This window comes from Flavicella sediminum, from assembly GCF_006381105.1.
GTDB classification, from domain to species: Bacteria; Bacteroidota; Bacteroidia; order Flavobacteriales; family Flavobacteriaceae; genus Flavicella; species Flavicella sediminum.
In genome coordinates this window covers 99,652-112,314 of sequence record NZ_VDET01000037.1, presented here as the reverse complement: position 1 = coordinate 112,314, position 12,663 = coordinate 99,652, and the positions used below count along the sequence as shown (strand labels likewise).

11 protein-coding genes are annotated in these 12,663 nt (G+C 32.9%); 4 read left to right on the top strand and 7 right to left on the bottom strand.

What is annotated here, in order from left to right:
* Window positions 1–757: 757 nt before the first annotated feature.
* Window positions 758–2,026, bottom strand: a complete 1,269-nt coding sequence (locus FGM02_RS17530; RefSeq protein WP_139959859.1) for a glycosyl hydrolase 115 family protein — start codon at window positions 2,024–2,026, stop codon at window positions 758–760.
* Window positions 1,984–2,880 carry a hypothetical protein gene (locus tag FGM02_RS17525; RefSeq protein ID WP_139959857.1) on the bottom strand — a complete coding sequence of 299 codons (897 nt, stop codon included), beginning with the start codon at window positions 2,878–2,880 and terminating at the stop codon, window positions 1,984–1,986. Before FGM02_RS17525 ends, FGM02_RS17530 begins: the two co-directional genes overlap by 43 nt.
* Window positions 2,881–3,066: 186 nt before the next feature.
* Between FGM02_RS17525 and FGM02_RS17520 the strand changes: the two genes are divergently transcribed.
* Window positions 3,067–4,662, top strand: a complete 1,596-nt coding sequence (locus FGM02_RS17520; protein WP_139959855.1) for a tetratricopeptide repeat protein — start codon at window positions 3,067–3,069, stop codon at window positions 4,660–4,662.
* A 93-nt stretch (window positions 4,663–4,755) separates the two neighbouring features.
* On the opposite strand, the gene FGM02_RS17515 is transcribed toward FGM02_RS17520, so the two are convergent.
* Genes FGM02_RS17515 through FGM02_RS17495 form a run of 5 tightly spaced genes read right to left on the bottom strand, consistent with a single transcriptional unit; the run spans window position 4,756 to window position 7,386 of the window.
* On the bottom strand, window positions 4,756–5,625 hold the full coding sequence (locus FGM02_RS17515) for a pirin family protein (RefSeq protein WP_139959853.1): 870 nt from the start codon (window positions 5,623–5,625) through the stop codon (window positions 4,756–4,758).
* Window positions 5,626–5,651: 26 nt separating this feature from the next.
* Window positions 5,652–6,089 (bottom strand): MarR family winged helix-turn-helix transcriptional regulator, encoded by a 438-nt coding sequence (locus tag FGM02_RS17510; RefSeq protein ID WP_139959851.1) that lies wholly within the window; start codon window positions 6,087–6,089, stop codon window positions 5,652–5,654.
* 4 nt (window positions 6,090–6,093) lie between these two features.
* Window positions 6,094–6,630, bottom strand: coding sequence for an NADPH-dependent FMN reductase (locus tag FGM02_RS17505; RefSeq protein WP_139959849.1), 537 nt, complete (start codon window positions 6,628–6,630; stop codon window positions 6,094–6,096).
* A gap of 1 nt (window position 6,631) precedes the next feature.
* Window positions 6,632–7,036: an OsmC family protein gene (locus tag FGM02_RS17500; protein WP_139959847.1), complete on the bottom strand. Its 405-nt coding sequence runs from the start codon at window positions 7,034–7,036 to the stop codon at window positions 6,632–6,634.
* Window positions 7,036–7,386 carry a DoxX family protein gene (locus FGM02_RS17495; protein ID WP_139959845.1) on the bottom strand — a complete coding sequence of 117 codons (351 nt, stop codon included), beginning with the start codon at window positions 7,384–7,386 and terminating at the stop codon, window positions 7,036–7,038. Before FGM02_RS17495 ends, FGM02_RS17500 begins: the two co-directional genes overlap by 1 nt.
* Window positions 7,387–7,523: 137 nt before the next feature.
* Here FGM02_RS17495 and FGM02_RS17490 point away from each other — a divergent pair, with 137 nt between their 5' ends.
* The 3 genes from FGM02_RS17490 to FGM02_RS17480 all read left to right on the top strand — a co-directional run bounded on the left by FGM02_RS17490 (window position 7,524) and on the right by FGM02_RS17480 (window position 12,607).
* Entirely contained in the window at window positions 7,524–9,152 is a 1,629-nt protein-coding gene (locus FGM02_RS17490) for an acyl-CoA carboxylase subunit beta (protein WP_139959843.1), read from the top strand.
* Between the two features lie 175 nt (window positions 9,153–9,327).
* A complete protein-coding gene (gene pta, locus FGM02_RS17485) occupies window positions 9,328–11,421 on the top strand; it encodes a phosphate acetyltransferase (RefSeq protein WP_139959841.1) in 2,094 nt (697 codons plus the stop codon).
* A gap of 1 nt (window position 11,422) precedes the next feature.
* Window positions 11,423–12,607, top strand: coding sequence for an acetate/propionate family kinase (locus FGM02_RS17480; RefSeq protein ID WP_139959839.1), 1,185 nt, complete (start codon window positions 11,423–11,425; stop codon window positions 12,605–12,607).
* Window positions 12,608–12,663: the final 56 nt, after the last annotated feature.

The following is a 12,663-nucleotide window of genomic DNA, read 5'->3' as shown; positions in this document are numbered from 1 at the left end:
ACAGGTCCCCTAAACACCTTCGCGGTTAGCAGCTGCAAATGTAAAAGCTTTTTTCTTTATAAAAAAATAAAATTTTAATTATTTTCTTACTCCGTTTTTTAACCCACAATCGTGATCCTAAGGCACTCTTTTACCAACTACTCTCGTTGCTAGCGGCTGCAAAGATACAACCTCTTTTTACTTTACAAACTACTTTTTAATAACTATTTTTTTACTTTGTTAAAAATAAAAGAGAGAACCTCTAATATACAATAATTTAGCTCTAAAAAAAAACTATTCCCCTTTATTATTTATAAAAATATTCCATAATAAATACAGTAATACGATTCATATATTGAAAAATCATCTAACAATACAGTTCAAAAATTCTAAACTAATTAATACTTCAAAACAAAAATTAACGTTTTACTCTTCTAAATAGCCCATTTTTCCTTTTTGATAATCATGTATAGCCTATTGAATCACCACTTTTTGTATTCATTATCTAACATCTTACTCTTTAAAGAAAAATCTGAAAAGTTAGATTCTCTATTTTTAACTTCACAATAAACTGAGAGCAACATTTTAAATTAAATATAATACTTCAAAATATCTTCATAAAAATTGTAATCAACCATCAGATTAATTTCTTGTACCTCTCTATCTATATTGACCTAATTATGATGATTCATACAACAATCAATTAAGCATAAACATACTGATAAAAATAGTAGTGAATATTACTGATACCTATAAACATAATTCTTTCTTTATTCGATTAATGTTCAATACCTAGGCTGTCCATCCATTCTTTTAATCGATAATAGGGGTAATGTACACTAGTTAAACAATGCCTACCTCTCATAAAAGTATCTCTATACCAATTTTCAAATGGAGCACGTTCAGCATGTTTTGTTTCTAACTCTAATAGCGATAAATACCTCATTGCCTCTCGAGCATATGCCCTTTCTTCACCTCTACAGTTCCAACACGTAAAAAGTGCTTTATTCATTGCCAAAGCAGCCTGAGCCCCACGGTAATCTATAAGCATTCCATACATCGAATTTTCAAAGAAAAACTGTGCTTGTTGCTCATTCATATTGCTTATAGCACGGTTAGCAATCTCAAAAGCAATATCATATCTTGCTACACGTTCTGTCATAATATTTAACCATTTTTTATTAGTCTGCCCACCAATAAACAAATCGCCATACATACGAAACTTTTGCCAGTATAATGCATAATCTAAAGCCAATGATCCTTGAAAAATTTGATCATAACTATGGATGATCTCGAAATAATTATTATAGGTTTTAATCGCATCGGCTGATGCTTTTTCTCCAAAATACTCCTTACTCCACCAATTTACATACCTATTTGCTGCATCAGGTTTCTCAAAAGCTTTTTTTGCATTATAAGATATTTCGGCAATAAAACGAGTACCCATTACATAATCTCGTAGTTCAGAAATATTTAATAGCATATAATCCGTTGCTCCGGACGCTACAATTTCACGAAACTGCTCTTCAATTCTATCAGGTCTTACAGTGTGCACAGTTTGTTTTTCCGACCAACCATGAAATGCTAAATGATAGTATACACCATGTTTATTATTACCTAGTTTTTTAGGGAGTGCTCGCATTTTGCCATCTCCATGATCACTCCAAACTAAGATTACATCTTCAGGTATTTTCATTAACCCAGTTTCATAAAAATGTTGCAATTCGGAATATAGGGTTAAATGAAAGATGGGTTTGTTATTTTTGGGCAGATGTTTTTTTGTTAAATTAACCTGAATCTCAATAATATCTGATAATATTTTAGCCTTTTTTTCCATTGATGTTCCTTCAGGAAAAAGTGCCCCTACATCATCAGTACCACGTAAACCTACAGGCCATATACAATCTAGATCTTTGTTCTCTACAACACCTGCTTCCCAAAATTTTATCATCCCCTCTTTGTTAGAGTTCCATTTATAAGGACCTTCTATACCTCTTTCCTTAGCTAAGCCAAAACGCTCATACCCCCAAGGATTAGAAAGAAGCATGTCATAATGATGTGAACTGAAAAACACCCCCAGTCGCTAGCCATTTTATTTACTTCAAAGGAACGAGGCTCTCGCACATAAGGAGCCACCTGATTCATTCTAAGCCGTAGTGCTGTTTCGAAAAAACGTTTCCACCAAACCATATCAACCGTTCCACATTGCTCTGGATAACCTGATTCCAATTTCTGAATATGACTTTCTTTATCAATATCAGCTACTTTAGGATCTTCAGCAACATATCCTTTTTCATTAATCAGACTAGGAATTAAATCTTTATCATCGTGATACATACCACGAAATTTAAAAGTGGGTTCATCAACAAATAAATTAACAGTTTTAATACTTAGTTCAGGATATTTTGTTGGTGTATATCCTGTCCAGTGATATAAGGGATCTATACCCAAGCGCTCACTAAATGTATAAACAGCAAAAGCAGTGCCTCTAGCATTAGATCCTACCAACCAAACACTACTACCAACGGTTTTAATTATATAAGCTTCCCACTTTACTTTTAGTTTTTTTGAATTTACTTCATTGGGAATATTCTTTGCTCCATAAGTCGATAAATGAATTGCTGACTTTCCTTTTCTTGCTTTGGTCCTAATTTTAGGTTTTTTACCTGTTATTTTTTCTATATCAGCGGCTAAAAAAAAAGCTGCTTGACGAACACAGCTATGTTCTTTTGATGACACTATTATATCTACAAGTTTCGAGGCATCTACCAAGGCAATACTTTTAGTGTTCAACGAACCTTTTTCAACCCATGAACCACGTACAACTGACTCCCAACTCTGGGCATTCAATAAGTTGGTAAACATAAATATACTTACTAAGAAAATAAATTTTAACTTCATATAACTCCTATTTACTACATTAATAAAGACGAAACTTAATGGATAGCAAAATTACTATCTGAAAGGTAAATTGTAATAATTCAGGACTACTCTAAAGCTATTCTATTAAATAAAACACCTAGTCTATTACTAGACAATGGGGTTTGAAATTATGAACTAGATCTATTAATAAGTATCTTTACCATCATGATAAACACCCGAGATTTAAATATTTTTTTAGCTTTATTTGTAACTGTTTCTTTTTCTTTTCATAGCTACTCCAATCCTTATATTTCAAATATAGATAGCCTTACAAAGGCTACAAATACATTTTCCTTAAATGATAAAAACTCAACAAATCGTGAGCAATTATATCAACAGATTTTGTTAAAACACAAGCTTTCCAAAGAAAAAAAAGATACGCTTGCGATAATTCAAGCATTAATAGATTTAAGTAATTATGATAGGTCGCGTGGAGATTATGATTTGGCTTTTGATAAATTATGGGAAAGTTTAACTCTATCTGAAATTAAAACTTCAGAGCCTCAACAAGTATTAATCTATAGGAACCTAGGTATCTTATACGACATTTTCAACAAAGACTCCACCTCTTTAGAATACCTTAAAAAGTCTATTCATTTATCAAAAAAACAACCCAAACACAATAAAGAGAATTTAAACCAGCTAACATCCAGTTATTTCTCAGTAGCTATGTATTGGAGAGTTCGAGAAAATTATCATATCGCTCTAAAATATTTAGACTCCTGTACATCTATTTTAAAAAACAAAAAATTACCATATATATTAGCAGACAGAGGCTATTGTAATTTAAAACTAAAAAAAATTAAAGAAGCCAAAACGGACTTATATCAAGCAAAAAAAGAATTACTGAAAACTGAATCCCCGTACCAGGCAGCAATATTCTATTTCTTAGGTGATTTAAAAGTTGCAACAAAGGAAAAAGACAGTGCACTGATATATTATCAGAAAAGCTTAAATGCAATAGAAAAACTAAAAGTACATATAGAATTAAAGCCTGAAGTTCTTCAAAAAATGGCTGAAGTATATCACTCATTAGGCACATTAGATAGCGCATATCGACATATGAGATCTTCCAAAGACAGCTATAATTCATTATTTGGTATTGCTAATAAAAATAACGAACGATTATTTGAAATTAAGAATAAATATAAAGAAAGTCTTTTAGACAAAGAACTCTTTATTACTGAACAAGCCGACCTTATTGAAAGAAAAAACAAAGAAAGAATTTGGCTAATCATCTCACTTATTTTTATCGTTTTTATTACCACAAGTATCTATATTATCAACAAACAACGGAATAAGCTAAAAAAACTAGATACAATCAAGCAATTTGAAATAAAAAAAAATATTGCAGTAATAGCTACTAAAAACAAAGAATTGACAACCTATTCTTTGCAATTAGTTGAAAAAGAACAAGCCATTAAAGAATTATTAGCCACTATAAAAAAACACTCGCCTCAAAACTACAACCTGCTCAAACAAAAGCACAAAGTAAATAGCATCGTTTTTTGGGAAGATTTCAACCGTCGTTTCCTTGAAATTAATAATGATTATTACTCAAACCTTTTAAACAAACATCCTAAACTAACCGCTACAGAACAAAAGCATTGTGCTTTGATAAAGTTAAATCTGGACAGTATTGAAATGGCTGCTTTACTAAATATATCATTACAAAGTGTGCATACTTCCCGATATCGAATAAAGAAAAAAATGGGACTAACTACATCAGATAGCTTAGAAAACTATATTAGAGAACTATAGTTGCTATTTTGAACTTAAACTATTGTAGACTTTATAACACACAAAAAACCTATACACATAGCATAGGTTTTAAATTCGCTTTTTATATTTTAATTATTCGGCCAAGTAGCCCATTTTTCCTTTTTGATAATCTTGAATAGCTTGCTGAATTTCTTGCTGACTATTCATTACAAAAGGTCCGTGTGATACAACTTTTTCTTTCAATGGAACTCCAGACAATACTAAATACTCACTATCCGCGGTAGCTTTTATATTAATCCCCTCACCATCTTGCTTAAAAGTAAACATTCTATCTCCTTCCTCCCTTAAATGCTCTACCTCATTTACAAATACACTTCCTTTAATTAAATAGATCAAAACATCATGCTTTTTCGGTATTTCAATAAAATATTCCGATCCTTCTAGAGAATTACCCCAAATGGTTTGTACCCCTGTTTGTGTTTCTATTTTACCTTTTACTCCTTTATAGGTACCAGAGATAATTTTTAAAGAAGTCTTCAAATCTTGCGAAGTTACCGCAGCGAAATCTTCATTTTTCACATGTTGGTAATTTGGTTCCATCATTTTATGACTTGCCGGTAAGTTCAACCAAAGCTGTATTCCTTCCAATAAACCTCCTTTTTTTACAAATTCTTTTGTTGGTCCTTCTGCGTGAACAATTCCGTTTCCTGCCGTTGTCCATTGCACATCACCCGACTTAACGATACTTTCATTACCTAAAGAATCTCTATGCAATTGCTCTCCTTGAATTAAAAAAGTTATTGGTTCAAAACCGCGATGCGGATGTGGCCCTAAATCGAAAGGATTACTTTTAGCGTTTATTTCATAGGGTCCATAATGATGTAATAAAATAAATGGATCTACATTATTAATGGCAAAACTAGGCAAAGGTTGTCTTAACCTTATAGGTCCCATGTTTACAAAATTGCTTTTACTTTTATTTTGAATACTTCTTGTTTTCATGATGTATTGTTTTAGGGATTAAAAACTTACCGAATTTTATCTAAAAGTGTGTTTAACTGCCTTGCTTCTTGTTCTGACAATTTATTCATGCTATCACCAACTGCATCCATATTAATATCCTTTAAAATATCTAGTCCGGCTTTTGCTATTTTAACATAAACAACTCTTCGGTCATCTTCACAACGAAACCTTTCTATTAATTTTTTTGAACAGAGTTTATCCATTAATCGCGTAGCGTTTGGAGATTTTTCAATCATCCTATCTTTAACAGTTTGCACTTTTATTGCTTCTTTAGCTCCTCTTAAAATACGCAGTATATTGTACTGTTGTACCGAAATTTGAAAAGGTTTCAATAATTCATTCGATTGGTTTTCAATCCAATTAGATGTATATTTTATATTTATCAAAGCCTTAATTCGCTCTGACGGAAACGTTGAATTTATTTCTTTAGCTAAATCTCCCATACTCCTACAGATCAATTGCTTTTTGAAACAAATCAATTTGCGCAAATAAATCTGCTTTTAATTCGCCTTCTACAACGGCTTCTTCTTTAAAATTATCGAAAAAAGAGGGCAGTGAAAATTGTCCTGCAATTTGAGCTCCCATATAAGGAAAACGCCCAGCAGCAATTTCCAAAACAGTCAAACCACCTCTTGCTCCAGGTGAAGTTGCCATTAATAAGACTGGTTTTTCTCGCCAAACCTTTCCGTTTATTCTACTTAACCAATCGAATGCATTTTTAAATGCCGCAGTATAAGCTCCATTATGTTCTGCTAAAGAAACCACAAAACCATCTGCTTTATCAAACGCTGCATTCAATCTTTTTGTTTCTGAAGGCATTCCTTCTTCTAATTCTATATCGACACTATATAATGGTAATTGAAAATCATTCAAATCTAAAACCGTTAAATCAACATTTTTTAATTGACTAGCTGCATATACAGCCAATGCTTTGTTTATTGATTTTTTACTAGTACTTCCTCCTAATGCTATTATATTTTTCATTTTAAATTGTTTTAATAATTATTGTTTCTGTTTTTACCATTTGCGCGACAGGACATTTATTTGATACTTCTTTAAGCAATGCTAATTGCTGCTCCGTTGGCTTTTTTTCAAAAGAAATTGTTTCCAATAATTTCTTTTGTATGCCTTTAGTTGTCAATTCTGTTTTTTCAGAAACTTCCACCGTTATCTCTCCAAGATCCCATTTCATTTTATCAGCATACATTCTTAAAGTTATGGCTACACAAGAAGCTATTCCTGATAAAAAATATTCAACAGGGCTTGGGCCTGTGTCCTTCCCTCCTTTTTTTTGCAAAGTATCTATTGGGTAAGTATATTGTCTACTTGTTGCCACGGCCTGAAAATTAGACCTACTCAATACTACTTTAGATTTTGGAAGCACTTTCATTAAAATTTATTCTTATAAATGTATGAAACAGCCAAAATACTTATTGCGACTACTGCCGGAATTTGCTCTCCATCTCCTATCATATAATGTGCAAAAAACGCCAAAACAAAATCAAAGAACAATCCTGCGTAAGCCCACTCCACTAAAACTCCTTTTTTCTTCAATAAAAGCGCTGCAACCGCTAGTAGTTTCGCTAAAGCTAAAGGATAAACAACATAGGTAGGATACCCAAGTTTCACAAATTCTTGCACAACCATTTCATGGTTAAACACATACATTCCTGCTGACATTAACAGCATTAAACTTAGCAAACCTGTTGCTATCCAATAGATTATTTTATTTTTTTTCATGGTATTTGTATTTAATAATTCAAGGCAAATATACAAAAATATTTTAATACTTACCATGGTAAATAAAACCTTGGTAGTTAAAATTAATTTTACAACACAATTTTGTACTTTAGCAGGCTAAAATTAGGAGCATCTCAATGGATATCAATTTCAACAAAAACGAAGATCACAACAAACTTTTAGCAGCAAGTCTAAAGAAAAAACTTCTAAAAGTTTACAAAGGTGGCGGAGAAAAAAGATTAGAAAATATTCGTTCTAAAGGTAAGCTAACAGCAAGAGAACGTATTACTTATTTACTAGATGACGATACAAAATCTATTGAAATTGGTGCTTTTGTAGGAGATAAAATGTACGAAGAACATGGAGGCTGTCCTTCAGGTGGTGTAGTTGTAAAAATTGGCCATATTAGCGGTAAACAATGTATTGTTGTTGCCAATGATGCTTCGGTAAAAGCAGGTGCCTGGTTTCCAATTACGGCAAAAAAGAATTTACGTGCGCAAGAAATTGCTATGGAAAATAAAATTCCTATCATTTATTTAGTAGACAGCGCTGGCGTATACCTCCCATTACAAGATGAGATTTTTCCTGATAAAGAACATTTTGGAAGAATTTTCAGAAACAATGCCATTATGAGCAGTATGGGAATTACACAAATTTCTGCCGTTATGGGTAGCTGTGTTGCAGGAGGCGCTTATTTACCCATTATGAGTGATGAAGCATTGATTGTAGATAAAACGGCTAGCATATTTTTAGCAGGAAGCTACTTAGTAAAAGCTGCAATTGGCGAAAGTATTGACAATGAAACCTTAGGAGGAGCTACAACACATTGTGAAATTTCAGGAGTTACCGACTACAAATCTAAAGATGATAAAGCTGCTTTAGACACAATCAAAAACATAATTGATAAAATTGGAGATTTTGACAAAGCTGGATACAATAGAGCTTTACCAACTGAACCAAAAGAAAATCCTGAAGAAATTTTCGGAATTTTACCAAAGCTAAGAACAGATCAATACGATATGAATGAAATCATTAAGCGATTGGTAGATGATTCAAAATTCGAAGCTTATAAAGATGGCCATGGGAAATCAATTATTTGCGGATATGCACGAATTGATGGTTGGGCCGTTGGTATTGTTGCAAATCAACGAAAAGTAGTGAAAACAGCAAAAAAAGAAATGCAATTCGGTGGGGTTATCTATTCTGATTCTGCAGACAAAGCCACTCGTTTTATCGCCAATTGCAATCAGAAAAAAATACCCTTAGTTTTTTTACAAGATGTTACCGGATTTATGGTGGGTAGCAAATCAGAACACGGAGGTATTATAAAGGATGGTGCTAAAATGGTGAATGCCGTTAGTAATTCTGTTGTTCCAAAATTCACGGTTGTTGTTGGAAATTCTTATGGAGCTGGAAATTATGCTATGTGCGGAAAAGCATTTGATCCTCGTTTAATATTTGCATGGCCTAGTGCTCGATTAGCTGTAATGGGGGGAACACAAGCAGCTAAAGTATTGTTGCAAATGGAAACTGCGGGCTTAAAGAAAAAAGGAGAAATAATTACTACAGAAAGAGAACAAGAAATATTAAAATCTATTGAAGAAAAGTACGACGAGCAAACTTCTCCTTATTATGCAGCTGCTCACCTTTGGACAGATGCAGTAATAAATCCGTTAGACACAAGAAAATGGATAAGCACAGGAATTGAAGCAGCAAATCATGCTCCTATTGAAAAAGCTTTTAATTTAGGTGTTATTCAAGTCTAATTTATTTCTTATCTTTTCAAAATATCATTGAATGCTGTTCTCTATTTTATAGATTACAGCATTTTTTTAATCATTGTAAAACTATAATACCATGATAAGAATCATGTAAAATAAAAACTTTTTAGTCTTTTATTTTTCTAAGATATTGTAATTTTATACCCTAATTTTAAAGTGTATGAGTAAAGCAATTTATATAGCTACTATTGAATCTGATAGTGGTAAATCGTTAGTATCACTTGGACTTCTAAGAATGATGCTTACCAAGTCTTCAAAAGTAGGCTATTTCAGACCTATTATTAATGAAGCAAATGAAAGCAAGTATGATGACCATACCAATACGGCTATTAATTTTTTCAATTTAAATCTCGACTACAAGGATTGTTACGCTTACAAACAAGGAGAAGTTGTACAATTATTAGGGGAAGGAAAAATAGATGAAGTCATTAATACTGTCATTGAAAAATACAAACAACTCGAAAATCGATTTGATTATGTTTTGGTTGAAGGAAGTGATTTTTCAGGTATTGGAGGTTTTACTGAGTTGGATGTAAATTTAATGATTGCTAAAAATTTAAACATCCCTGCATTGATTGTTGGTTCTGGAAATGGAAAAACAACGGAAGAATTTATTCAAACAATGCAACTTACCTATAAATCTTTTAAAGAAAAAGAAGTAGATGTTATTGGATTGATTGCAAACAAAATTGACGAATCAGAAATGTACTTTGTCAAAAAAGCCTTGCAAAAACACATACCAAAAGAAATACAAATTGACATCATTCCTAAAGTAAGCTTCTTAAGCAACCCAACCGTAAAAGAAGTTGTAGAAGCATTGGATGGTAAAGTCCTATTTGGAGAACAATTTTTAGACAATAGCATTGGAAGCTACAGCTCTGGTGCCATGCAACTAAGAAATTATTTGACTAGGATTAAAGACAATGCGCTGGTAGTAACACCTGGCGATAGAGCGGATATTATTTTAGGAGCCTTGCAAGCAAATGCTTCGAGCAATTACCCTAAAATTGCAGGGATTATTCTAACAGGCTCTTTACTTCCAGAAGAATCTATTCTTCGCCTTATAGAAGGAGTACAATCTACAGTACCTATTATTTCAGTTGAAGGAGGAACTTTTAGCATTACCAATAAAATTGGTGCCGTAAAGTCAAAAATTTACGCAAGCAATAGCAAAAAAATATTATTATCGCTAGATACTTTTGATAGTTATGTAAATGCCGAAGGAATTACAAAACGCTTGACAACACATAGCTCCACGAAGATGACGCCGAAGATGTTCCAATACAACATGCTTCAAAAAGCTAAACAAAACAGAAAGCATATTGTTTTACCAGAAGGAAACGATGAAAGAATTATTCGAGCCGCTTCTAGATTACAAATATTAAACATAGTTGATTTAACGATTTTGGGAGACAAAAATACCATTCAATTAAAATGCGACCAAATTGGCTTGCAAATTGATTTGGATAAAATAAACATTCTAAACCCAGAAGACTCTATCCATAATGATGCTTTTGCGCAAACTTTATTTGAAGCACGTAAACACAAAGGAATGACAGAAACTATTGCCAAAGATTTGGTAACTGATGTTTCCTATTACGGAACTTTAATGATTATGAATGGTTTGGCAGATGGAATGGTTTCAGGCGCGGCGCACACCACACAACACACCATTAAACCTTCGTTACAATTAATAAAAACAAAACCAGGTGTATCAGTAGTTTCATCGGTATTTTTTATGTGTTTAGCTGATCGTGTTTCTGTTATGGGCGATTGTGCGGTTAATCCGAATCCGAATGCCGAACAATTAGCAGAAATTGCTATTTCTTCTGCCCTATCATCGGAAGCTTTTGGAATTGAAGCTAGAATTGCCATGTTGTCTTATTCTTCTGGAAGCTCAGGAAAAGGTGAAGAAGTTGAAAAAGTTAGAAAAGCAACAGAAATTGTCAAACGTCTTCGACCTGATTTAAAAATTGAAGGACCTATACAATATGATGCCGCTGTAGACATGTCTGTAGCGCAAACAAAAATGCCAGCTTCTGAGGTAGCCGGACAAGCTTCTGTTTTAATTTTCCCTGATTTAAATACAGGAAATAATACCTACAAAGCCATTCAAAGAGAAACAGGTGCCTTAGCCATTGGCCCAATGCTTCAAGGATTGAACAAGCCTGTAAACGATTTAAGTAGAGGCTGCACAGTAGACGATATTTTTAACACTGTTTTATTAACCGCAATTCAAGCACATCAAAATTAACATGAACATACTAGTCTTAAACGCCGGATCATCTTCTATAAAATATCAATTGATAGAAATGCCTTTGCAACTTGTTAAATGCGTGGGTATTATTGAACGTATTGGAATGGAAGATTCTATTTTCACCCATGAAAAAGATGGGGTAAAACATACCGAATCCTTAGCTATTAAAGATCATGAAGCCGGACTTCGAAAAATTGAAGCAACCTTAATGGATCCAAAAATAGGTGTTATTTCTTCAGTAGATGAAATTCAAGCTGTTGGTCACCGAGTTGTACATGGTGGAAGCAAGTTTAAAAGCACTGTTCTTGTCACACAAGAAGTAAAAGATAATATCCGAGATTTATTTGACTTGGCTCCTTTGCACAATCCTGCCAATTTAATAGGTATTGAAATTTCAGAAACCATATTTACATCCGCAAAGCAAATTGCTATTTTTGATACGGCTTTTCATCAAACCATGCCAATAGAAGCCTACCAGTATGCAATTCCTAATTCTTATTTAAATGAAAATAAAATTAGAGCTTATGGGTTTCATGGAACTAGTCATAAATACGTTTCAGAAAAAGCCATTGAATATTTAGGTTCTAAATCAAAAAAAATAGTGACCATTCATTTAGGAAATGGCTGTAGCATGTCTGCCATAAAAAACGGAGAAAGCATTGAAAACTCTATGGGTTTTGCCCCTATGAACGGTTTAATTATGGGAACCCGATCTGGAGATATAGACCAATCTGTGGTTTTGTATTTAAAAAACAAATTCAACAAATCTGCCGATGAAGTAAATCATATACTTCAAAAAGAATCTGGAATGAAAGGATTGACCGGTTATTCTGATTTAAGAGAAATACAAAATGCGGCACTTAACGGAGATGAAAATTGCATCAATGCTTTAAAATTAGCGAGCTATAGAATAAAAAAATACATTGGTTCTTATATCGCTGTGCTAAATGGTGTAGACGCCATTGTATTTACTGCTGGTATTGGAGAAAACTCTAGCTTGATTCGACAAATGTCTTGTGCAGATATGGATGGATTGGGTATTGAAATTGATATTCCTAAGAATTTAATTCGCTCAAAAGAAATAAGAGAAATTCAAAAAGACGGTGCCAAAGTAAAAATATTAGTGATTGCTACCAATGAAGAAATTGAAATTGCCAAACAATCTTATGAACTAATTAAGTAGACACAAGTCCTTGGAAAAACAGCAATTAAAAAAATTGTAAAAGCGTGAAGTAATCT

Coding starts and splice junctions, on each gene's coding strand:
- FGM02_RS17530 (WP_139959859.1), bottom strand. CDS start 2,026: ATGCTTCTTTCTAATCCTTGGGGGTATGAGCGTTTTGGCTTAGCTAAG.
- FGM02_RS17525 (WP_139959857.1), bottom strand. CDS start 2,880: ATGAAGTTAAAATTTATTTTCTTAGTAAGTATATTTATGTTTACCAAC.
- FGM02_RS17520 (WP_139959855.1), top strand. CDS start 3,067: ATGATAAACACCCGAGATTTAAATATTTTTTTAGCTTTATTTGTAACT.
- FGM02_RS17515 (WP_139959853.1), bottom strand. CDS start 5,625: ATGAAAACAAGAAGTATTCAAAATAAAAGTAAAAGCAATTTTGTAAAC.
- FGM02_RS17510 (WP_139959851.1), bottom strand. CDS start 6,089: ATGGGAGATTTAGCTAAAGAAATAAATTCAACGTTTCCGTCAGAGCGA.
- FGM02_RS17505 (WP_139959849.1), bottom strand. CDS start 6,630: ATGAAAAATATAATAGCATTAGGAGGAAGTACTAGTAAAAAATCAATA.
- FGM02_RS17500 (WP_139959847.1), bottom strand. CDS start 7,036: ATGAAAGTGCTTCCAAAATCTAAAGTAGTATTGAGTAGGTCTAATTTT.
- FGM02_RS17495 (WP_139959845.1), bottom strand. CDS start 7,386: ATGAAAAAAAATAAAATAATCTATTGGATAGCAACAGGTTTGCTAAGT.
- FGM02_RS17490 (WP_139959843.1), top strand. CDS start 7,524: ATGGATATCAATTTCAACAAAAACGAAGATCACAACAAACTTTTAGCA.
- pta (WP_139959841.1), top strand. CDS start 9,328: ATGAGTAAAGCAATTTATATAGCTACTATTGAATCTGATAGTGGTAAA.
- FGM02_RS17480 (WP_139959839.1), top strand. CDS start 11,423: ATGAACATACTAGTCTTAAACGCCGGATCATCTTCTATAAAATATCAA.